This window comes from Leucothrix arctica, assembly GCF_003172895.1.
In the GTDB taxonomy this organism is placed as follows: Bacteria; Pseudomonadota; Gammaproteobacteria; order Thiotrichales; family Thiotrichaceae; genus Leucothrix; species Leucothrix arctica.
The window spans coordinates 33,210-54,720 of the sequence record NZ_QGKL01000024.1 but is presented as its reverse complement, the minus strand read 5'-3'; the positions used below and the strand labels follow the sequence as shown (position 1 = coordinate 54,720).

At 44.0% G+C, this 21,511-nt stretch carries 18 protein-coding genes; 11 read left to right on the top strand and 7 right to left on the bottom strand.

Annotated elements, in window-relative coordinates; genetic code table 11:
* Positions 1–31 precede the first annotated feature (31 nt).
* From DKT75_RS08020 to DKT75_RS07980, 9 genes are all read left to right on the top strand, one after another.
* Positions 32–1,396 carry an NAD(P)-dependent oxidoreductase gene (locus DKT75_RS08020; protein ID WP_109822903.1) on the top strand — a complete coding sequence of 455 codons (1,365 nt, stop codon included), beginning with the start codon at positions 32–34 and terminating at the stop codon, positions 1,394–1,396.
* A gap of 12 nt (positions 1,397–1,408) precedes the next feature.
* Positions 1,409–2,716 (top strand): NAD-dependent dihydropyrimidine dehydrogenase subunit PreA, encoded by a 1,308-nt coding sequence (gene preA, locus DKT75_RS08015; protein ID WP_109822902.1) that lies wholly within the window; start codon positions 1,409–1,411, stop codon positions 2,714–2,716.
* Positions 2,700–3,356 (top strand): TetR/AcrR family transcriptional regulator, encoded by a 657-nt coding sequence (locus DKT75_RS08010; protein ID WP_211665272.1) that lies wholly within the window; start codon positions 2,700–2,702, stop codon positions 3,354–3,356. The genes preA and DKT75_RS08010 overlap by 17 nt, the downstream gene beginning before the upstream one ends.
* Positions 3,357–3,385: 29 nt before the next feature.
* Positions 3,386–4,630 carry a Zn-dependent hydrolase gene (locus tag DKT75_RS08005; RefSeq protein ID WP_109822901.1) on the top strand — a complete coding sequence of 415 codons (1,245 nt, stop codon included), beginning with the start codon at positions 3,386–3,388 and terminating at the stop codon, positions 4,628–4,630.
* A gap of 102 nt (positions 4,631–4,732) precedes the next feature.
* Positions 4,733–6,184, top strand: a complete 1,452-nt coding sequence (locus DKT75_RS08000; protein WP_109822900.1) for an NCS1 family nucleobase:cation symporter-1 — start codon at positions 4,733–4,735, stop codon at positions 6,182–6,184.
* A 329-nt stretch (positions 6,185–6,513) separates the two neighbouring features.
* The gene (locus tag DKT75_RS07995; RefSeq protein ID WP_109822899.1) at positions 6,514–7,032 is read left to right on the top strand and encodes a DUF2726 domain-containing protein; all 519 of its coding nucleotides are present in this window, start codon (positions 6,514–6,516) and stop codon (positions 7,030–7,032) included.
* 113 nt (positions 7,033–7,145) lie between these two features.
* The gene (locus DKT75_RS07990) at positions 7,146–9,644 is read left to right on the top strand and encodes a glycoside hydrolase family 9 protein (RefSeq protein ID WP_109822898.1); all 2,499 of its coding nucleotides are present in this window, start codon (positions 7,146–7,148) and stop codon (positions 9,642–9,644) included.
* Between the two features lie 169 nt (positions 9,645–9,813).
* Complete coding sequence (locus tag DKT75_RS07985; RefSeq protein WP_245923129.1) at positions 9,814–11,556, top strand: sugar phosphorylase; 1,743 nt, start codon at positions 9,814–9,816, stop codon at positions 11,554–11,556.
* A gap of 230 nt (positions 11,557–11,786) precedes the next feature.
* Positions 11,787–12,443 carry a hypothetical protein gene (locus DKT75_RS07980; RefSeq protein ID WP_146201337.1) on the top strand — a complete coding sequence of 219 codons (657 nt, stop codon included), beginning with the start codon at positions 11,787–11,789 and terminating at the stop codon, positions 12,441–12,443.
* 22 nt (positions 12,444–12,465) lie between these two features.
* Here the strand turns inward: DKT75_RS07980 and DKT75_RS07975 are convergent, their stop codons facing one another.
* From DKT75_RS07975 to DKT75_RS07965, 3 genes are all read right to left on the bottom strand, one after another.
* Positions 12,466–13,566, bottom strand: a complete 1,101-nt coding sequence (locus DKT75_RS07975) for an alpha/beta fold hydrolase (protein WP_158278813.1) — start codon at positions 13,564–13,566, stop codon at positions 12,466–12,468.
* A 359-nt stretch (positions 13,567–13,925) separates the two neighbouring features.
* On the bottom strand, positions 13,926–14,630 hold the full coding sequence (locus DKT75_RS07970; RefSeq protein ID WP_109822895.1) for a nucleotidyl transferase AbiEii/AbiGii toxin family protein: 705 nt from the start codon (positions 14,628–14,630) through the stop codon (positions 13,926–13,928).
* Entirely contained in the window at positions 14,627–15,280 is a 654-nt protein-coding gene (locus tag DKT75_RS07965) for a hypothetical protein (RefSeq protein WP_109822894.1), read from the bottom strand. Before DKT75_RS07965 ends, DKT75_RS07970 begins: the two co-directional genes overlap by 4 nt.
* 486 nt (positions 15,281–15,766) lie before the next feature.
* Between DKT75_RS07965 and DKT75_RS07960 the strand changes: the two genes are divergently transcribed.
* Positions 15,767–16,528 (top strand): helix-turn-helix domain-containing protein, encoded by a 762-nt coding sequence (locus tag DKT75_RS07960; protein WP_109822893.1) that lies wholly within the window; start codon positions 15,767–15,769, stop codon positions 16,526–16,528.
* A 313-nt stretch (positions 16,529–16,841) separates the two neighbouring features.
* On the opposite strand, the gene DKT75_RS07955 is transcribed toward DKT75_RS07960, so the two are convergent.
* The 4 genes from DKT75_RS07955 to DKT75_RS07940 form a co-directional block, all read right to left on the bottom strand.
* Positions 16,842–17,243: a type II toxin-antitoxin system HicB family antitoxin gene (locus DKT75_RS07955; protein ID WP_109822892.1), complete on the bottom strand. Its 402-nt coding sequence runs from the start codon at positions 17,241–17,243 to the stop codon at positions 16,842–16,844.
* Positions 17,244–17,320: 77 nt separating this feature from the next.
* The gene (locus DKT75_RS07950; protein WP_109822891.1) at positions 17,321–17,500 is read right to left on the bottom strand and encodes a type II toxin-antitoxin system HicA family toxin; all 180 of its coding nucleotides are present in this window, start codon (positions 17,498–17,500) and stop codon (positions 17,321–17,323) included.
* 536 nt (positions 17,501–18,036) lie between these two features.
* Positions 18,037–19,251: a glycosyltransferase family protein gene (locus DKT75_RS07945; protein WP_109822890.1), complete on the bottom strand. Its 1,215-nt coding sequence runs from the start codon at positions 19,249–19,251 to the stop codon at positions 18,037–18,039.
* 25 nt (positions 19,252–19,276) lie between these two features.
* Positions 19,277–20,053, bottom strand: coding sequence for an HAD-IIB family hydrolase (locus DKT75_RS07940; RefSeq protein WP_109822889.1), 777 nt, complete (start codon positions 20,051–20,053; stop codon positions 19,277–19,279).
* A gap of 402 nt (positions 20,054–20,455) precedes the next feature.
* Between DKT75_RS07940 and DKT75_RS07935 the strand changes: the two genes are divergently transcribed.
* The gene (locus DKT75_RS07935) at positions 20,456–21,511 is read left to right on the top strand and encodes a LacI family DNA-binding transcriptional regulator (protein WP_109822888.1); all 1,056 of its coding nucleotides are present in this window, start codon (positions 20,456–20,458) and stop codon (positions 21,509–21,511) included.

The following is a 21,511-nucleotide window of genomic DNA, read 5'->3' as shown; positions in this document are numbered from 1 at the left end:
TTTTCAAATTAAGTTATTCATGAGGTAAACAATGACACAGTCTTCAGCCAACGCGTTTTTAAATTTAGCCGAGACAACCACTGGAAAGTTAGACGCTAAAAAAATTCGCGACAACTTTACAGAGATGGCAGAACCACTCAACCAAAACCAAGCAATTATAGAAGCTGACCGCTGCTATTTTTGTTACGACGCACCTTGTATGACAGCCTGTCCAACCGGCATCAACATCCCAGAATTTATTAGACGTATCGGCTCAGGCAACACGAACGGTGCTGCTGAGAAAATATTAGAAGAAAACATCATGGGCGCAATGTGTTCACGCGTTTGTCCGACTGAAGAATTATGCGAACAAGTCTGCGTGCGAAATGACCACGAAGAGATGCCAGTAAAGATTGGTTTGTTACAGCGCTTCGCCACCGAAAAAACGATTAATGAAAACATTCAATACTTCGTTCCTGAGAAAAACTCAGGCAAACAAGTCGCTATTGTCGGCGCAGGCCCTGCCGGATTATCTTGTGCACATGGCTTGGCTAGACAAGGTCATCGCGTCACTATTTTTGAAAAACGCGCAAAAGCGGGTGGTTTGAATGAGTACGGTATCGCGACTTATAAAGCACTGGGCGACATCGCTCAAAAAGAAGTCGACTACATTTTAGAGATTGGAAACATAGAGATTAAGTACGGTCAGTCGATGGGGGATGACTTTACGTTAGCGTCTTTAGAGTCTGATTATGACGCAGTATTTATGGGTGTTGGTTTGGGTGATGTAAACCCACTACGACTTGAAAACGAGTCAGTAAAAGGCGTGAGTGACGCGGTACGTTATATCGAAACACTACGACAGCTTGACGATGCGTCTGAAATGCCCGTTGCAGATAGTGTCATCGTTATTGGTGGTGGTATGACTGCGGTAGATATCGCGGTGCAATCGAAGAAACTTGGCGCTGCTGATGTGACGATTGTTTACCGTCGTGACCAATCTCAAATGGGCGCCAGTCTACATGAGCAAGAATATGCACAAATTAATGGCGTGAAAATCCTTTACTCGCTAAGCCCAGAGTCTTTACTTGTTGAAGACGGCAATGTGAGCGGAATGCGCTTCAGAGAAACACAAACGAATAGTGATGGTGTACTGACACAGCTGGATACTTACAAAGAATTACCCGCAAGTATCGTGTTCAAAGCGATTGGTCAGAAGCTACTGATTAATGATTTAGATGGAAGTGAAATCGCCATGAAAAAGGGGCGAATTTTGGTTGATGAAAAAGGCAAAACCTCTGCTGCAACAATCTGGGCAGGTGGTGACTGTGTTGCAGGTGGAAACGACTTGACCGTCTCCGCAGTGCAAGACGGCAAGGTCGCTGCGCAATCAATCAACGCTTACTTTCAATCTTAACAGGACATCGCTATGGCTAATCTACAATCAAACTTTCTAGGTATCTCTTCACCAAACCCATTTTGGCTGGCTTCTGCGCCACCAACGGACAAACTCTACAACGTAAACCGCGCCTTTGAAGCAGGCTGGGGTGGCGTTGTTTGGAAAACAGTTGGCGAAGATCCAAACGTAATCAACGTCAACGGCCCACGTTATGCCGGTATGCGAAGCAACGACGGTCGTGTGGTTGGTTTTAATAATATCGAGCTAATCAGTGACCGCCCGTTACAAGTTAACTTAGATGAAATGCGTCAATGCAAACTCGATTGGCCAGATCGCGCCATCATCGCATCGGTTATGTTTCCGCTTAACGAAGAAACTTGGGCAAAGCACATCCCCATGATTGAAGCGACCGGCATTGACGGTTTCGAGATCAACTTTGGTTGCCCTCACGGCATGTCAGAACGTGGCATGGGCGCAGCAATGGGCCAAGTCCCAGAGTACGTTCAACAAGCTACTGAGTGGTGCAAAAAGTACGCAACCAAACCGGTCATTGTAAAGCTTACACCCAACATCACAAACGTACTTCACCCTGCTCAAGCAGCGGTTGACGGTGGCGCTGATGCTGTGTCTTTGATCAATACTATCAACTCTATTATGCGAGTTGATTACGACAACCTAACAATGTTTCCAACGACAGGCGCACAAGGTAGTCACGGCGGATATTGTGGTGAAGCGGTTAAGCCGGTTGCGCTAAACATGGTTGCAGAAATAGCACGTACACCAGGCACAAGCCAAATGCCTATCTCCGGTATTGGTGGCGTCACTGACTGGAAAGATGCGGTTGATTTCTTAGCATTGGGTGCGTCAAACGTTCAAGTCTGTACCGCAGCCATGCTGTACGGTTTCCACATCGTAGATGACTTAATTGATGGCCTTAGCCGCTTCCTCGATGAGAAAGGCATGACGTCGGTTGATGAGTTAGTCGGCGTTGCCGTTCCGTCAGTCACTGATTGGCAAAACCTAAACTTAAACCACGTGGATAAAGCCGTCATCGATCAAGATGCGTGTATTCAATGTGGTCGGTGTCACATCGCTTGCGAAGACACCTCGCACCAAGCCATCACAAACATGGTGGATGGTTTCCGTAAATTTGAAGTGATAGAGGAAGAGTGTGTCGGTTGTAATTTGTGTGTAACGTTATGCCCCGTTGAAAATTGTATTACGATGGTGTCTCAAGCACCTGGCGAGGTCGACTTACGAACTAATAAAGTTATTAGTAGTGAACATGCTGATTGGACAACGCACCCTAATAATCCAATGAGTGTTGCCAAAGGATAGAACTATTACCACTAAAAAAACCAATGCTGAAATCCGTACGGAAAATGAAGCGAAGATTTTAGATGCCGCTGAGCGGATGTTTTCTGAATACGGTTATGGGGGCGCCAGCATGCAGCTAATTGCTGATATTGCTGAGTTGCCTAAATCAAACATCATGTACTACTTCAAATCGAAGAAGAACCTGTACCAATTGATACTCGAAAATATGTTGAATGCGTGGCTAAAAGCCGCTGACGAGTTTGAAAGTAGTGATGACCCTAAGCAGGCTATTAGCGCTTATGTTCGTGCAAAGATGCAGTTCGCACGAGATAGACCTTATGGCTCGACTGTCTGGGCAAAAGAAATCATGAGTGGTGCGCCCTTGTTGGAGCCATCACTCTCTGAAAGCTTTAACCAGTGGACGTTTGAACGTGTTGCCGTTTTAGAAAAGTGGAAAAGAGACGGAAAAATAACCATCAGCGACCCCAATGCATTTTTGTATTTGATCTGGGCGAGCACGCAGCATTATGCGGATTTTAAGTCTCAGCTGATGATTTTGAATAATAACAAAGAATTTACAGACGCTGAGTTTGAAGCAAAAACACAAGCGTTAAACCAGATGATTTTGAGTAGTGCGGGGTTGACGAGTACACCGCCTTAGCAAATAACATAATGACAGGGAGCAGTTTTATGACCGACCTAACCGCAGTAACTATCAATGGTGACAGGCTCTGGAATAGCCTAATGGAAGTAGCCAAAATCGGAGCTACTGAAAAAGGAGGTTGTTGCAGACTCGCACTCACTGACTTGGACAAAGAAGCTCGCGACCTATTTGTTAGTTGGTGCAAAGAAGCTGGCTGTACTATTAAGATAGATAAAATGGGTAATGTTTTTGCTCGACGTGCAGGTAAAAATAACGACTTGCCACCTGTTATGACAGGAAGCCACATCGACACCCAACCAACGGGTGGACGCTTCGATGGTGTTTACGGCGTACTGTCTGGTTTAGAAGTTATCCGCTCCCTCAATGATCAAAATATTGAAACAGAACACCCGATTGAAGCAGCTATTTGGACCAACGAAGAAGGCTCACGGTTTGCCCCTGCGATGGTTGCCTCTGGCGTGTTTGCCGGTGTGTTTGATTTAGAGTATGGCCTCAGCCGCGCTGATGAAGACGGCAAAACAATGGGCGAAGAGCTTGAACGTATTGGCTATGCAGGTGACGAGCCAGTCGGTGGTCGAGACATTCATGCATTCTTTGAAGTTCATATCGAACAAGGCCCTATTCTTGAAGAAGAAGAGTTACCCATTGGTGTCGTTACACACGGACAAGGTCAGCGTTGGTACGAACTAACGCTCAAAGGTGTCGAGTCTCATGCTGGCCCAACCCCAATGGATCGTCGTAAAGATGCCTTGTTAGGTGCTGCCCGTATTATTAATGCGGTAAACAAAGTCGGGATAAATAACGCGCCACTGGCTTGCTCTACCGTTGGCATGATCAACTCATACCCAAATTCACGCAACGTGATTCCTGGTGAAGTATTTCTGACTATCGATATGCGCCACCCTGAAGATGACATGCTAAGTAAAATGGACGCTGAGCTACGCGCCAGTATCGACGCCATTACCGAAGAAATCGGCTTAACACAGTCACTTGAACAGATTTTTTATTATGCGCCCGTTCCTTTTGACGAGGGCTGTATTAACGCTGTGCGTAGCGCCGCTAATTTATGTGGTTACCCTAATCGCGACATCGTTGCTGGCGCAGGTCATGACGCATGCTACATGTCACAAGTCGCGCCTGCATCAATGGTTTTTGTGCCGTGCATTGACGGTATCAGCCATAACGAAGTTGAAGATGCTAAACCTGAGTGGATTACTGCAGGTTGTAATGTACTCATCAATGCAATGTTAGAAAAAGCCAACCAAACGTAATACATGCAACAACGCTCGTGCAGGAATGGAGAAGAAGTCAGTACTTATAAACGATAAAAATACGTCCAACTTGAGACCACCTAAACACTGGAGAAGTAGCAAATGGAAAGCAAAACTGTCATGCAGGGAGAGTTCGTTGAACTCGAAGCTGGCGCAGACGTCACTGCAAGCAAATGGTATAACGAGGATATTGCTCCAACTAAGATCGCCCAACGCACATGGGGAAAATGGAACATCGCCGCACTTTGGGTGGGTATGTCTATTTGCGTGCCAACATATACCTTAGGTGGCGTACTGACCGCCTATTTTGGTCTATCTGTTTCAGAAGCGTTATGGACTATTTTTCTTGCCAACGTCATTGTTTTAATCCCGCTAATTTTAAACGCTTTTGTGGGTACTAAGTACGGCATCCCTTTCCCTGTTGTCCTACGCTCATCGTTTGGTATCGTTGGTTCCAACGTGCCCTGTTTGATTCGAGCCGTGGTCGCCTGTGGTTGGTTTGGTATTCAGACACTGTTTGGTGGTCTCGCGATTCACCTATTACTCTCCGCTATTTTCCCCGCTTGGGCGAGTCTCGGTGGCACCGGTGAAGTACTCGGTTTCTTTATCTTTTGGTCGATGAATATTCTTGTGGTACTGCGTGGTGCTGAGTCTATTAAATGGTTAGAAACACTGTCTGCACCACTACTTCTAGCTGTTACGGTTGGTTTGGTTGTTTGGGCTTACCCTCAAGCATCACTGACTGAGCTTTTAGCTGAACCTGCTAACCGCCCTGCTGACGCACCATTTATGGGTTTCTTCCTTAGTGGTTTGACGGCAATGGTTGGCTTCTGGGCAACGTTATCGTTGAATATCCCTGACTTTAGTCGTTATGCTAAATCACAAAAAAGTCAGATTTGGGGTCAGATTGTTGGCTTACCATTGACCATGTTTTTGTTTGCTGCGCTAGGTGTCATTTTGACCGCTGCTTCACAGCAACTAGTCGGCGAGACGATCTCTGATCCGATTTCACTGATCGGTAAAATTGAGAGTCCGTTTTGGGTTATCACAGCAATGGTATTAATTATCATCGCTACGCTATCCACTAATACGGCAGCGAATATTGTTTCACCAACGAATGACTTTCAAAATATTGCACCTAAGAAAATCAACCATACGAAGGCTGTGTTACTGACAGGTTTAGTCGGTATTGTGATGATGTCTTGGGAGTTGCTACGAAAGCTGGGCGTTATCGCATCAGACGTGAGTGTTGAGAGCATGTACTCAAACTGGCTACTAGGTTACTCAAGTCTGTTGGGGCCTATCGCTGGTATCATGATTGTTGATTACTTTATTATTCGTAAGCAGACCTTAGACCTACCTGCGCTATACCACGGCAAAGGCGTTTACACGGCTTGGAACTGGGCTGGCTTTGCCGCATTTTTGATTCCTGTTGCACTGACTATCTTTGCGCAAGTGAGCGGCCAGTTAAGCTGGTTCTATAGTTATGGTTGGTTCACAGGCTCAATATTGGGCGGCATCATTTACTTCATCGCGGGTAAAATAAAGTCATAAGACCAGCGTCGCTAGTTAGATGATTAGATAGATAAAAGAACCATGCTTGGGGTAGTACCTAAGCATGGTTCTTTAGCATTAAAGACCTACTTATCGCATTCTCGGCAGGTATTGATTACAGCGACTAGAACTGTACAGCTATCATTTAAGCCAACAACACTGATAATCCTATACTCAAAATATCACTGACGAGCTGCTTACTCAGAGATAAAATCACCAATAATCAGCCCGAAGATAAAGTATCAACAAACGACTGAATATCAGTGATAGTTTTCCTCAGTCAAAACATCAATAATCCCCTCCCCGACGACCACTCAGCCTTTGTGAAAATGATGACTAAATTCCTACCCATTCTAATTATTCTTTTTCTAACTGGCTGCTCTCCATCTCAAAACAGCACCAGCCAAACAAACCTGCTGACGCCTTTGCAACCACCAACACCCGAGCGCTACCAACAAGAACTTGCGGTGGTGAAACGCGGCAGTTTTAAAAAGAAGCGACTGTTAAATAGGTCAGAAGAAGACGTTTATTGGAAGTTAGTCAATTACTGCAAAGAGCGAAATATGAAGGTATTTGCTCAGGTCAGCCTTGGCGAAATACTCAGTGCAGACTCGGAAAACTACCGCTACATAAACTCTAAACGTGTCGATTTTTGCATAACGAATAGCAACCTCATGCCCGTTGCCGTGGTTGAATACCAAGGCTCAGGTCACACCAACAGCACCTCAGAAGAGCGCGATGCCATCAAACGTGAAGCCACTGAAATAGCTAAAATGTTTTATATCGAGATACACGTTGGCTCAGAAAACAATATTAATGACATTTTGAATAGTCACTTCAATAGTTAATGGTTGATTAGAAAACCAAAACCTATTCATCTAGCTTCAACTTTGACCGTGATACCTTGGCTTTAAAAATTAGCAATCTAGTTAAAAATAAAGAACTAAGCGGTCATATATTCATGAGTTACCTTACTACGCAACTTTCCTCACGCGTGCGCTTGTCTGCGCTGTTTGTTACGCTTTCTATGGTAGTGCTACTGCCTTTTAAAGCGCATGCAGAAGGCATAAAACCAGTCATTGTGGTCAACCAAGCGGGCTACCATCCTGACTGGCCAAAGCGTGCAATGATCATGAATAAAGCAGGCAGAGAACCCATCGCATTGATCAATGCAGAAAATGGCGAACTGGTGCAAATGCTATCGGCACAAGACTCAGTGACCGGGCCAGAAGACAGCACCGTGCAAGTCCTAGACCTCTCTGCCGTTAAAGATACCGGCCGCTTTTATTTGGAAGGCGATGACCTTCGCTCTGCAACCTTCAGTATTGACAAAAACACCTATAAAGAAGCCACTCGCCTACTGCTACGGAGTTTTTATTTACAGCGCTGTGGTCATGAGTTGCGAGATGCTGAGACAGGTTTATCCCATCTTGCGTGTCACTTAGATGACGGCGTTTATCCTCGTGACGATGAGGCCAATAAAGACGGCCAACACCGAGATGCAACAGGCGGTTGGCATGATGCGGGCGACTACGGCAAGTACATCGCACCCGCTGCGGTAACGGTCAACCGACTCATGAGCCTTTATTTAATGGCACCTGAGCGATACCCAGATGGTGCTCTGTCCATTCCTGAGTCAGGCAATGGGCAGTCAGATTTGCTGGATGAATTAACGGTTGAACTGGACTGGATGCTCAAGATGCAGCGCTCCGACGGTGCGGTTTATCGCAAAGTTTCAGGGACTAAATGGACGAGTGCAATTGCACCCGAAGATGACTCGCAAACACGTTATGTTTACGGTATTTCATCCCCCGAAACAGGCAAGTTTATTTCAAGCATGGCCATGGCCGCTCGTGTGTTTAAAAGTAGTGACGCAGCACGCGCTAAACGCTACTTAACTGCTGCTGAGAAAAGCTGGAGTTGGTTAAAGTTCCAATCAGAGCAAACGGTGGACTGGAAAAAGGAAGATGACTCGGGTTCAGGCTCGTACCTCAGTTCGGATACCGATCAAGAAGTGCAACTGGACACCGATCACGATGACCGTCTAACCGCTGTAATAGAGTTATTCTTAACCACAAATCAACAAACGTATTTGGAATATATTAAAACGTTTGAGCCGGAACAAACATTCTCATTATATGAGTGGAAGGATGCATCCTCCTTATCGCTGCTGCACTTGATGGAACAGGATACAACGCCTGAGTTAAAAGATATTCGTGAGGACATTCAAAAGAAACTCATCGCTCGTGCCGACATGCTCCTCGAAAAAGTAACCGCCTCCTCGCTCAATTTGGCGAATGATAAATTTATCTGGGGCTCTAACAAAATGACCGCTGAAGAAGGGATTACCCTTGCCCATGCTTGGCGTTTGAGTGGTGATAAAAAGTACCTAAATGCTGCTATCGATCAATTGGATTTCATCATGGGGCGCAACCCGTTCAACTTATCCTTTGTCACGGGAGTTGGTGAGAACGCTGTCAAAAACCCAGTTCACTTGTTTGGCCGTGCCATAAAACGCACCCTGCCGGGACTCATGGTCGGCGGGCCAAATAATGCCGCGCAAGATAACATCGCACCTAAAAACAAAGGCATGATGAGCTACGTCGACAATGAACGTGCTTACTCAGTCAATGAATATGCGATTGATTACAACTCGGCATTGATAGGCTTACTTGAAGTGCTCGCCATCTATCAGCAGCAAATTGATGAGTCTGATGAAATTGGTAACTACTCAACAGTCGATACCGCCAATAATGACGTAGCAAAAAAAGTGTTATTTATTGGCAATAGTTTTACCTACTACAACAATAGCCTGCACTACCACGTCGAACAGCTCCGTCGTAATACCATGAGCACTAAAGCCTTCGCGGACTACAACTTTCGTGCAGCGACCATCGCTGGCGGCTACTGGTTTGAGCAGCAAGCTAGTTTAGACAGCCTGACCCATAAAAAAGGTTGGAGTGTCGTCGTCATGCAGGGACACAGTCGCGAGGCGATTGATGAGAGTAAACAGCTGACGTTTAAGTCGGCCTTGTCTGAGTCGTTGGAGTTACTGCATGAACGCGGGATTAAACCTATGTTATTCATGACTTGGGCTTACAAACACCGCCCTGAAATGATTAAACAACTAGAGCCACGGTATATTGAACTCGCTCATGAACTAGAGACAACACTGGTCCCCGTCGGGAGCGCATTTGCGCGTGCACTTGAACGTCGTCCTGACTTAACGCTACATGCGAAAGACGGTATTCACCCTAGCCGAGCGGGGACTTATTTAGCTGCTAGCGTGTTTTATGCGATGCTTTATAAAGAGTCTCCTGTCGGTCTTAAATACACCATGGGCTTAGACCTAAAAGATGCGACATTCTTACAAGAGGTTGCTCATAGCACTGTTGCAGAAGTCGCCACACTGCAAAGTGACTATGCACGCAGCAAAAGTTTGGCGATGAAGGACCAATAACTTGTCTTCCTCACGCTGAAACACTAGCTATAGAAGAAAAGAATAGAAAACCACAACATCTTGTACAATAAATATCGTACAAAACATTCCGAAATCGTTTTCGTAAGCCTTAAAAGCAGTTAATATCCCCTTATAAATGGTTTTAACATGAAAATGCAGGGGTACTTAAGTGGCAGATCTAACACCGGCACTAAAAAAGAAGATCAATAAACGTCTTAACATGCTTTACACCAAAGAGCAGTCCAAAGAGTTGGTCGAAAAGCTTCAAGAACGCCTCAACCACTACCAAGAAGCACTGGCTAAAACCAACTTCAAGCCAAAGTGGGACGAGCAAGACGTGGTACTCATCAGTTACGGTGACACCATCACGAGTAAAGAGGAAGACGCCTCACTGCGTTGCCTAAAAGACTTCGCTGACTCTTGGCTTAAAGATGCATTTAACATTATTCATCTACTGCCTATTTTCCCTTACACATCAGATGATGGCTTTTCGGTCGCTGACTACCGCACTATTCGCTCAGACTTGGGTGACTGGAAAGATGTCAACGCACTGGGTAATAACTTCGAACTGATGTTCGATTTCGTACTAAACCATTGCTCGCGTGTCAGCCTCTACTTTGCTGACTTCCGTAGTGACCGTGACCCATACCGTGACTTCTTTATTTACGAAGACCCTAAAGCAGACTGGTCTAAAGTTGTTCGTCCTCGAAGTAGTCCACTACTCACTGAAATCCCGACACACGATGGCTTACGTCATGTTTGGACGACGTTTAGTGCTGACCAAGTTGATCTGAACTACCGTAACCCTAACGTATTACTTGAGATGATCGACATCTTGTTCTTCTACCTAACACAAGGCTCACGCATCACACGTTTAGATGCAATTGCCTTCTTATGGAAAGAAGTGGGTACAAATTGCCTGCATTTACCGCAGACACATGAAGTCGTTAAACTGATGCGTGACCTTGTTGAGCATGCTTGTCCGGGCGCGATTTTGCTGACAGAAACCAACGTACCGCACGAAGAAAACATCAGTTACTTTGGTGACGGTGACGAAGCTCAAATGGTTTACCAGTTCAGCTTGCCACCGCTGCTACTTCACGCGATTCATAGCGGCACGACCGAGTACCTATATGACTGGCTAAAGAACTTGTCACCACCACCAGCAGGCTGTACTTACTTCAACTTTACCGCTTCTCATGACGGTATTGGTGTTCGTCCGTTAGAAGGTTTACTGCCTGATGAAGAGCTAAAACAGCTACTAGATGACATGCGTGCAGGTGGGGCTTATGTCTCTACACGTCGTAACACAGATGGGGTCGATGTCCCTTACGAGATTAACGTAACGTACTACGATGCCTTTAGAAACCCTGGTCATCAATCTGCGCCTTGGCAGGTATCTCGCTTCTTACTATCGCAGACTGTTGCATTGTCATTACGTGGTATTCCAGGTGTGTACTTACACTCATTATTAGGAACACCTAACGATCATAAGCGTGTTGAAGTCACTGGGATGACTCGTGCGATTAACCGTCATCAGTGGGATATTGACGAGTTGTCAGCACTGCTAGAAGTGAATGAAAGTAGCACGTCTATTCTGTTAAATGAGTACACTCGACGCATCAAAGTTCGTCGTGAACAACCTGCATTCCACCCTGATGCTGAGCAGATGGTATTGGATTTGGATGATCAGTTACTTGGCATCATGCGTGTCTCTGAGAGCGGCCAAAAGATCGTGGCGCTATACAACTTCACTAAGACTTTCCGCTTAGTAAACAACGTTGTGCTACGTGCGTTGTTAGGTAGTGAAATGAATGACTGGATTGACTTGCTGAGTGATCAGCCGATTGCGCAAGAGAATGGCGTACTGAAGTTGAAACCTTATGCGTGTCATTGGTTGACGGTTAAATAATCCGATACCTATCGATAAAAAAGGCCGAGTGTTTACTTGGCCTTTTTTATGCCTGTTGTTTGTAGTATTAAAAACAATTTAATCAATATGTAATATAAACTGCGACTAAAAAATACTGAAAACTCCGATAATCTGAAAAAAATAGCTGATAGTGAATACTTTTGATATACATCATCCTCGATTAGCAGTGTCTTTAATAAAAACTAATAAATAAATCTAAGGCTTATACATTGAATTTTATCAAAAACACATCTCTTACTCTGATTTTATTATCGATTAGCTCTAGTGCATTATCTGCGGTCTATAAGTGCAATATATCTGGAGTAACATCATACCAATCAGTTGCTTGTGACACTCCAAGTTCCAGCAAGACAATGAGCATTATCTCTAATCTACCCTCTAAAACTCAAGCTGTTAAGAATTGTGAGAATGCATTCAACAAATGTTTAACGGGGGTATCACCCTCTCTCTATAAAGAAGGTAAAGATTACTGTGCAGCTCGTTTAAATTTATGTGTTGCTAAATCAGAGAACAAATCTACTGAAACAATACAACTGCATATCAAAAATGTTAACTTATTAGCTAAAATGTACAATGGAAATGCTTCAAATATCGCAGCTCAAGACAGCGCTGAGAAGCTCCAAAACAAGTTGGATGCTATTGACTCTAACTACAATGCAAGGGTAAGAAGTAAAGCTACGAAATATTATAAAGCATGTTTTGAAAGAAGAAGCTCTTCTATTAAAAATGCCCACAGAGCATCCAATAGCCTTAAAAGAACCTGCTCGAATGATATGCCAGCCAGCTGCAATTTCGGATTAAGAAAGCTTGCTAAAAGTCAGTGCAGCGCCGAAAGAACGTCCTACTTAAATAAATGGTTAAAATAATAAACCAAACATCTATACATACTCACCTTAACAACCCCACTCCCCTCGCCACCTGCCGCACGGTATCATTAAACTTTTCAGGCTCTTCAAACAGAGGGGCATGAGCAGAGTTTTCAAACCAGATGAATTCCTTAGAGGGCGCGTCAAGCATCTCGAAATACGCCAAACCAAGTCTAGGTGAAATCACTCGATCACCTCGTCCAAACATCATCACGATAGGCGCGTCTAGTGTCGTATAACGTGATTCAGCATCGTAGTGCTTTTGCTCTTCCCACAAGGCATTACCTGACAGTCTTACGCCTTTCACAAATGCACCCAAGTCGAGCCATGAAAACTCATCCGTCATTATCATTTGTGACGCAAGCTTAAAGTCACTTGAGCCATCTTTAAATGATCCGCCATAACGCCCAACATGCTGCCGTTGAGTAATAAATTGTTGCAGGGTATATGGTGGACGACCAAGTGCTTCAAGGGTCGCTATCGCCTCTTCATCCCCTGCCTTCTTCGCTTGAGATAATGCCCACTCAAAACCCTCTGCATCACTTTCTTGCTGGTTGGTGGTTTGGCTAATGGATATGTAAGTGGCTACTTTATCAGGATGCTGTGCGGTGTATTCTAATGCGGGAATAGTCCCCCACGAGTGCCCCACTAATAACACTTTTTCCTGATCAAACTCTACGAGCAAGGTATCAACCAACTCCCGAAGATCTTCTGTCATTCGCTCAATCGTGAATGTCGCAGGATCAAGGTCAGGGCTATAACTATGCACTGCACCACGTTGATCCCAATAGACCACTACAAAGTCATTTTCTAAGTCTGCATTGTAACGACGTAAGAACGGCGTTTCTGAGGCACCGGGACCACCGTGGACAAAGACCAGTAACGGCGCAGTTCTATCTCGTCCGCGTAACAATACATACTGCTCAACGCCACCGATAACCATTCGTCGTTCCTCAGCAATTGAGTTTTCAACAGGCTTACCTACTTCATCTACGAATGGTGCTGTGAAGGTATCTACTATCAAATAGGCAAAGACGCCTACCGATGCAACAAGGGTTAGACCACCCATTAGCAACCAGCGAAGCACACGAAAGCGGGACTTTTTTACGGGCGTATTACTCATTTTCATATCCATTATTTTAGCTAGATAAACTCGGGGATTACGACGCTGACTGTAGTACTCTTTTACTAATGTACCGACCTCAGGGTCTCGCTTCTTCAGGAGCTATAATTAACGGAATATGTTGCTGGTTCGACCTTAATCATGATTTAGGTCGTGTTTTTATGCGTTTGGAACAGCTTTCTGTAGGAGTATTGCCAGAGGCTTGTGTGGTTAAAGGGATATCCCTTACGTTACTGAAGCACATAAGGGATAGAATCCTGTATTCCTAAAACGGTCAGGAGCTAGCTATAGCGGCGATGTAGCAAAATACTGTGGTGGGTTACGTACCTTTATGCAGATAGACCCATAAATTTAAAAGCCTAGCAGGAGGATAACGCTTCTAGACGTTCAAATATAAGGTCTGCACGATCACGGTCTCCTCTAGACTGACTATAGACAGCATTTTCAAAATTGCTGTCTTTTAGCAAGGTTTCAAGGTTACTGGCAATATAGGCTCGTACTTCACTTTCTGCCTGTTCTACTTCCTCTAAAAGATCTTCACTACCATCAACTAATGTAAGAATATCTTCAATATCGCGGCTAGACAGCGCATCACCATTTCCTCTACCGTGATACGCTTCTAACTTAGTTGCTAAGAAGTAGACAGGAGTCACTAGCCTGATTTTCATCTCTTTTGTCAGATGATATAGGGTGGCTGTTTGTGTAGCAGCTGTATACCAACGGTTAGTAAAGCCTAGTACATTTTCATCATCTGGCATGAAATCAACACGTAAATCTCCCAACATCATAGCGCAGATCGGTGTTGCCTCAGTAAACCCTGGCTCTGGTATCGTGAATCCCTTTTCCATGAGGTCTTGCTGCAGTTTATGAAATCCAGCATAGCCGATAGTATTAACAATGAGATCAACATCATCGGTGTAGCGTACACCTTCTTTGGTGAAATCATCAGTCAGTAGAAGACCTGTGGTACAACCGCCGACAAAAGTCATCTGCTGACATAGTTCAGGACCCAATGCGCCCGCGACCGCTTCCAGCATTCCTTGCAATTCGGATAAAATAGTCATCGTTGTTCTACACCTAATTCTTTACTGAGTATTTCAATAGCCAAATTAGCTTCCCGAGGATGACCAACACGTATGGCATCAACTAATGCTAGCAGGGCATACATTTTTGGGTCTTGCCGAACAGCAAATGTTGCAGATTTGAATAATGGCTGAATTGCTTGGCCTTTAGTATTTCCCCGTGCATCCGGCCAAACTAGTGAAAACTCACCAGCACTCATGAGTTTCTCCCTTAACACAGGGGCAGCAAATGCAGTTGCAATGCCACGCGTTATTTCCCCGGGTTTTGCTGGAAAAACATATTTTAGGCCATAGACGATAAAATCAAATAACGCCCGTATGTTTACGCGTGGAATGTCAGAATGTCGGTCTCTTCTTAGTAATCCAACGTCATAACACCGATTTATTGACAAGTTAATCTGAGATTTGCTTATGTGAGTTTCCTCCTCCAAAGCTCGAGCAGTGTAACGTGTCGTAATATATCCCCTATCTCTATATAGATTCATTTCGGGCAGGTTCAGCGGGTTATTAGAGTCATCCCAATCGCCCCAATCATGAGGCCAATTTCTTCTTTCTCGGTATTGATCGATACTGTTCTCTTGTTCGTGCAAGGAAACCAGCTTCAGGAGTACCCCGATGTCTTGACATTTCATATTTTCACCTCAACACTTGTCCCGAGTCCCGGGACTTAGGACAAGTATTGAGAAAAATCTGTTTTAATGCAAGCATTTTAAATGCCATTTATCTCTATTATAAAGCGGATAAAGAGAAAAATATTGGAACTTTACTCACATCAGTCTTATTGCGGTTTTTCTACTAAGCCGATTCGTAGATAGCTAGGCGTATATTAATTAATATGTCACGATTTAATGGACTTGAAACACACCACTGTACTCTATGTCATGGAATAGAATACAGTCTATAAATAGCCTCTAAGTGTTTTTAGAATACCCTCTAAAATCCAGCGATACGACCTTAGTTAGACTTGTTTCAGGCAACAACAATTCCTCTAATTAGGCTGTACCCTAAATAGGACTCTATTGGGGGTCGTGCTATCTATCCAATACTCTCAACAGTTGCGTAAAATATCTACTTATTTTATACTTAATTTATTAAGTGATAATTAACTGGTGAGTGACATGTTTGAATTAATCTGCGAAAGAATGGCTTATGCAGTCCTTGTGATCAATAGTCGAACCAAAAAAAGCAAAAAGCAAATAGCTGAAGAACTTGAAATAACACCTTCTGCTCTAACACAGCTCACCAATGGTAGAACTAAAGCCCCTTCAGAAAAGACATTAAAACTACTAAAAGAAAAATTTGGACTTAATCCCAAATGGGTTCTAAATGGTGATCAGAACCATGAAGCCTTCATGAGTGATGAGGATTTCTCCAACTTAAGAGAAGATATACGAGTCGTAAAATTAGATCCCGAAGAAAAAAACATCATCCTTACTCTTGATAGCTTTGCTAGAACTCTAGACTACATTTACAGCACAAAATCTTCATCGATAACACTTCCACTAATTCAAAAATCAAAAAATTGGCTTGGGCAAGGTGGCAAAATAAGACCATTGCTAGCATCTCCAATCTACTTAGATAACTATTCAAAAGAAGGAGTTACTGGGAGAGTATACGATAACGTATTATTCTACTTAGAAGGGACTCCTCCAAAGTCTTATATCATTGCCCAAAAGGCGGATATATACCTAGGCGAAGAAAGCTGGCTTAAAAGAAATAGAGTAACCTTCAAGTGTTTACATGTGTTCGACTCTGGATGGGGAAGCATCAAGCTGGGAGGTAAACACTCCTATTACTACTTAGACTTGTCTCATAAAGAGTACATTTCCATAATGTCGAAAGAACCCCCGAAGGAACACATTAAATCTCTATTTAGCTAAAGCTTCTTATTACATGATCAGAACTTTAGGTTCATAAATATAGAGGCTGATCAAAAGTAACGCTGCGCAGCATTCCTCGGTATCGTTTCTTTGACTACTTAATCTGATCCTAGTAGGTGTTTTTCAGGGCCAATACGTTTTTTGAAACGTCTACAATAACCCTATTGATTGATGCGTTGAATACTGAAACAACAATGTATTTGGAGTCTTTTTTAGACCCCGAATCAAGTCTAAATAGAGTTATTTAAAAACCACACACAGAAAAAACCAGCAATATGCTGGTTTTTTTGTTACTAAAGGAAGAAGTTGTAGTTTAACCGGTTGATATATTGATCACCGCAGATTCAGCTAGATAAGCAGACCTGCTCTTAGCCTTACCGTCACTGACTAAACCATCAATTTGCTTGATTAGCAACGCTGGCAAAGAAACGTTTACTTTTTCAGATTTTCCGAGGTAAGGAGTTACATCAATATCAACATAAGCCCAAATACCATTGTCATAGTCAGGGTCTGATATATGTAGATCAACGGTGGAGGCCGGTGGTGCCAAATTGCCATCTTCAGCTAATAATTCTAAGTGGCAATCAATAGCCTCACGCAAATTATTTATAGCCTCATCTACTGTTGAACCTGCAGAAAAGCAACCAGGTATATCAGGTGCAGCTATACCAAAATCGCTATCTATATCTTTATGTAAAACTACTGGGTATCGCATCTTAATCCTTTATTTTAAACAAGTCCTTGGAGGGGATGCCTCCCCTCCAGCTCATTTCTATAGTATCTACAGGACTATTATAGTCCCGCTTGTCTCATTATGCTTTTAACCGTTCCTCTCGGTAAATCTGTCTTGGGATGAGGAACGGTCACTAATCCTGGTCTATCTGGATGTTTAAATTGATGATGGCTTCCTTTAGTTCTTACCAGCACCCACCCTTCTGTTTCTATACTTTTTATAACGTCTTTGCTTTTCAACTACTTCCCCTCTTTTATTGCTTCGCCAATTACGAACCTCTATATATATTAATAATGGGGTCTATAATAACCCTAGGGTTATATAATGTCAACAAAAATAACCCTGGGGTTATGTTTTATTTTCTCCAAACTCATTAGATTTACTTGTACTGGGTGGTTGAGTGGGGATGTCGTCCCGCTAAATATGGTGATCAGAAGAAACTTGTACCGAGTTTGGATTCTGTAATGAGGTGGTCTGGGTAAGCGTTACATAACACCGATTATGCGAAGTTGTTATATCGAGTTTAGATCCTGCACTTCGGCCCTGACGTTCCGATACTTTCGCGTTCCACAGTCACAGACCGCCAGCGCCTGTTAAACGTCGGCGGTGGAGGTTTGTCGTTCCGCTTTTCACTTACTGCGCTTCTCCCGGTTGGATACTCCAGTGTTGCTCCGCCTTGTGAGACTTAGACGGCTCTTTTAGATAACAAAAGCACCCCAAACACAAAAGAGCCGCTAAAAAGCGGCTCTTCCATTAAACCCAAACGCTTATCTAACTACGCATTATCCAACTCAACCGCAGCCAAAATACGCTCTGGCACATCAGGCTCAGCACTAATCACACGCATCCAGTTAGGTATAAACGGTGTTTCACGTGGGCTTTCCAAGTACTTTTCACCGGCATCCAAAATACTGCCTGAGAAGAATTCAATGATATTTTCTTCCGCATGAATATCCACATTCAAACAGTTCATGTGTGCATCTGCGTCGTAACGCTCCAGCATATCCAACGCTTCACGCAGGTAAACCGCTTTCAGTGCACGGAAAAACGCGCCATCCATAATCGTGCCTTCCGTACCTAACTTACGGAACACCGCTTTAGCGATCTCGTAACTCATTCGAGACAAGCCATCTTGACGGTCAGCTTCACCCATTTCTTGGTGCTTATGGTCGTAGTTATCCGCAATATCTACCTGACAAATGCGGCGTGTCGTGGTGTTACGGTAAGCCTCAGACAAGATACCGACTTCCAGACCCCAGTCACTTGGTATACGAATCATGTTTAACAAGTCAGTGCTAAACGAAAACTCACCTGACAACGGATAACGAAATGCGTCCATATAATCAAGATAGTCAGTATTACCCAACACCTTCTTTAGCGAGGTAATCAAAGGCTGTACGAACAAACGAGTCACTCGACCACTCAACTGGCCTTTATCATTTACACGTGTGTAGTAGCCCTTACAAAACTCAAAGTCCAACGCAGGGTTAACAATGGGGTAGAACAAACGCGCAGGAATATCACGGGTATACGTCAGAATATCGCAGTCATGCAACGCAACCGCTTTACTGTTATTGGCAGCCAAAATATAACCCAAGCAATACCAAACGTTACGGCCCTTTCCTGCTTCTTTTGGCCCTAAACCACGCGCTTCCAAATCATCGGCAATCGCTCGAAGGTTAGGCCCGTCATTCCAAAGGATTTTTGTTTTTTGCGGCAAGCATGAGAAAAATTCTTTCGCATAGTGGAATTGCTCTTCCGTTGCCTGATCCAGTCCAATAACAATCTCATTGATATAGTCGGCATGCTTTAATTCGTCCAAAATACCCTGTAATGCAGGGCCTTCTAGCTCCGAAAACAGTGACGGTAAAATCAGTGTCATCGGGTTACGCTTAGAGTGTTTACGCAGTTGATCTTCGATATTTTCTAAAGAATAGCCGGGTAGTTTATGTAATGTTGTAATTGAACCCGTCTGTTTAAAATCAGACATAAATCTCTTCCTCTTAGTGTAATACTTACGTATTTATAATTTGTTGTATCGCTTCGTTCCAGCCGCTTGGGCCGGCTAACGTTGTGCGGATAACCTGCTGACCTTCTCGATGAGGGAGGTCAATAACAACACCATCTGGGTTGTAAACAATTACGGCGATATCCGCTGCTGCCAACATGTTTTTATCATTGGGCCCATCACCCAGCGCTATAACGATAGGGCGCTGGTTGTCGACCGTGTAGGTTTTCACGAGGTACTCCATGGCTTGCGCTTTATCCGCTTGCCACATGACGTGCCAATAACGACCACCTCGGTTAAGCGTTAAACCTTCCGCTGCTAGGTTTTCACGAAAGCGCTCTAAGCGATCGTCAGTGTCTAGCCATCTAATCGGCTCGCTACCTTCTCGTGCACCGGCACGAATAGCGGCGTCTAATGGTAGACCCGTATCTTTAGCAAGCTGCTCGGGTGTCCAGTCATGAAAGCCTTTAAATTGATACCCGTACTGAGTTCGCAACCCTTCTAGCACCTCACAAATCCGCTCATAGTCGCCACCAAAAGTGTGAACCGTGTCGGTATCGGGGTTTGCTATTAGGCTGCCGTTTTCAGCAATTCGAGGGTAACTCTGATGGAGTCCTGAGGCTATATGCTCAATTTCTTGAAGAGTTTTGCTTGAGTTCAAAATGACGGGTACGTCAAGCGACTCAAGTAAATTAAGGGCGGGTTGTGCAGGTGCATGGCTGTAACTATGATGATCTAATAACGTACCATCTAAATCGGTAAAAACTATATAGTTTTTCCGCATGGGTTAAGTTCTCCAGTTATGATTAATAATTTATTCATTATTAAGCCCTTCTATCATTGCAAATCAGTCGTTTAACTACCGTGAATAAGTAGTCACTAATGACGCAATCATCAATCAAGATAGCACATTAAAACTAAAGTTTACCTTACGAAAAATCAACGACTAGTTTATAAATCGTAGCCCTAAATAGGTTTACGGCTGATGCCCTACATGCATGATACGTTCTTTTATTAGCCACATAAAATAGATAATGCGTAATAAAACCCAATAAAATACTTAAAACCAATAACCAAACAATTGCTTTGGTAAAATGTTTATGATTTACTGAAACCGCTTTCTGAGCGTTTTAAATGAGCCAGAAAAGCGGTTTCGCAAGACTAAAAGGAGGATAAACGACTCATCATGACAGCTATTAACTTAAAACAGTTGGCTTTGCACTTGGGCTTAACACCTAGCACAGTGTCTCGCGCTTTAAACAATTACAGCGACATTAGTGCTGACACTCGCCGTCGTGTACAAGAAGCGGCGAAAGAGCTGAACTACCGACCTTCTCGTATAGCGCAACAACTGGCTCGCGGACAAATTCGTGTCGATACTATTGCCTATGTTGTACCACCTGGCATACATCGTTTTTCTGACCCATTCTTTGCCGCCTTTATTGCGGGCGTTGGCGACACACTAGCAACGGCTGAGCGCGACTTATTGATTACGACCCCTCCTTGTCAAATATCTGAACTCGAAGTGTATCGACGTTTAGTGCGTGAAAACAAAGCAAACGCTTTTATCGTGACACGTACTCGCCCTCAAGATGAACGCATCAAATTCTTAAAAGAAAAAAACATCCCTTTTGTTTGTCACGGTCGCACTACGCGCTCTAAAGATTTCAGCTGGTATGACGTGGATATGTTGAGTGGGGCGAAGTTAGTGGCTAACCGCTTTATTGAGCAAGGCCACAAGCGTCTTGCGTTGATCACACCACCAACCATGTTTAACTTCTCTCGCTTATTGGAACAAGGCTTTCGCCAGACAATAAACAAAGCGGGCGATGAAATTACGATGCAATGTGCAGAAGGCACCATGAGCGAATCGAGCGGATTCGACATCACGTACAACTGGCTAAACGCGGCAGAAGCTAACCCCGACGCTATTTTTTGTGGCAGCGACGCGATGGCTGTTGGCGCAATGCAGGCCATTCAACAACATGGGCTTCTAGTGGGAACAGATATAGCCATTATTGGTTATGGTGATTTCCCTCTCGCGTCTTTCGTCACCCCTGCTATTACGACCTTACGCCAGCCTATTAGCAGTGCGGGAGAACAAGTCACTCGCATGTTACTGCGTAACTTAGCTGACCCCGACAAAGCACCAGAGCACATTTTACAACCGTTACAACTTATCGAACGCGACTCTGATCGTAGAGTCGACCGCAATAATCTCTTGGAACTGAGGAGGAAATAA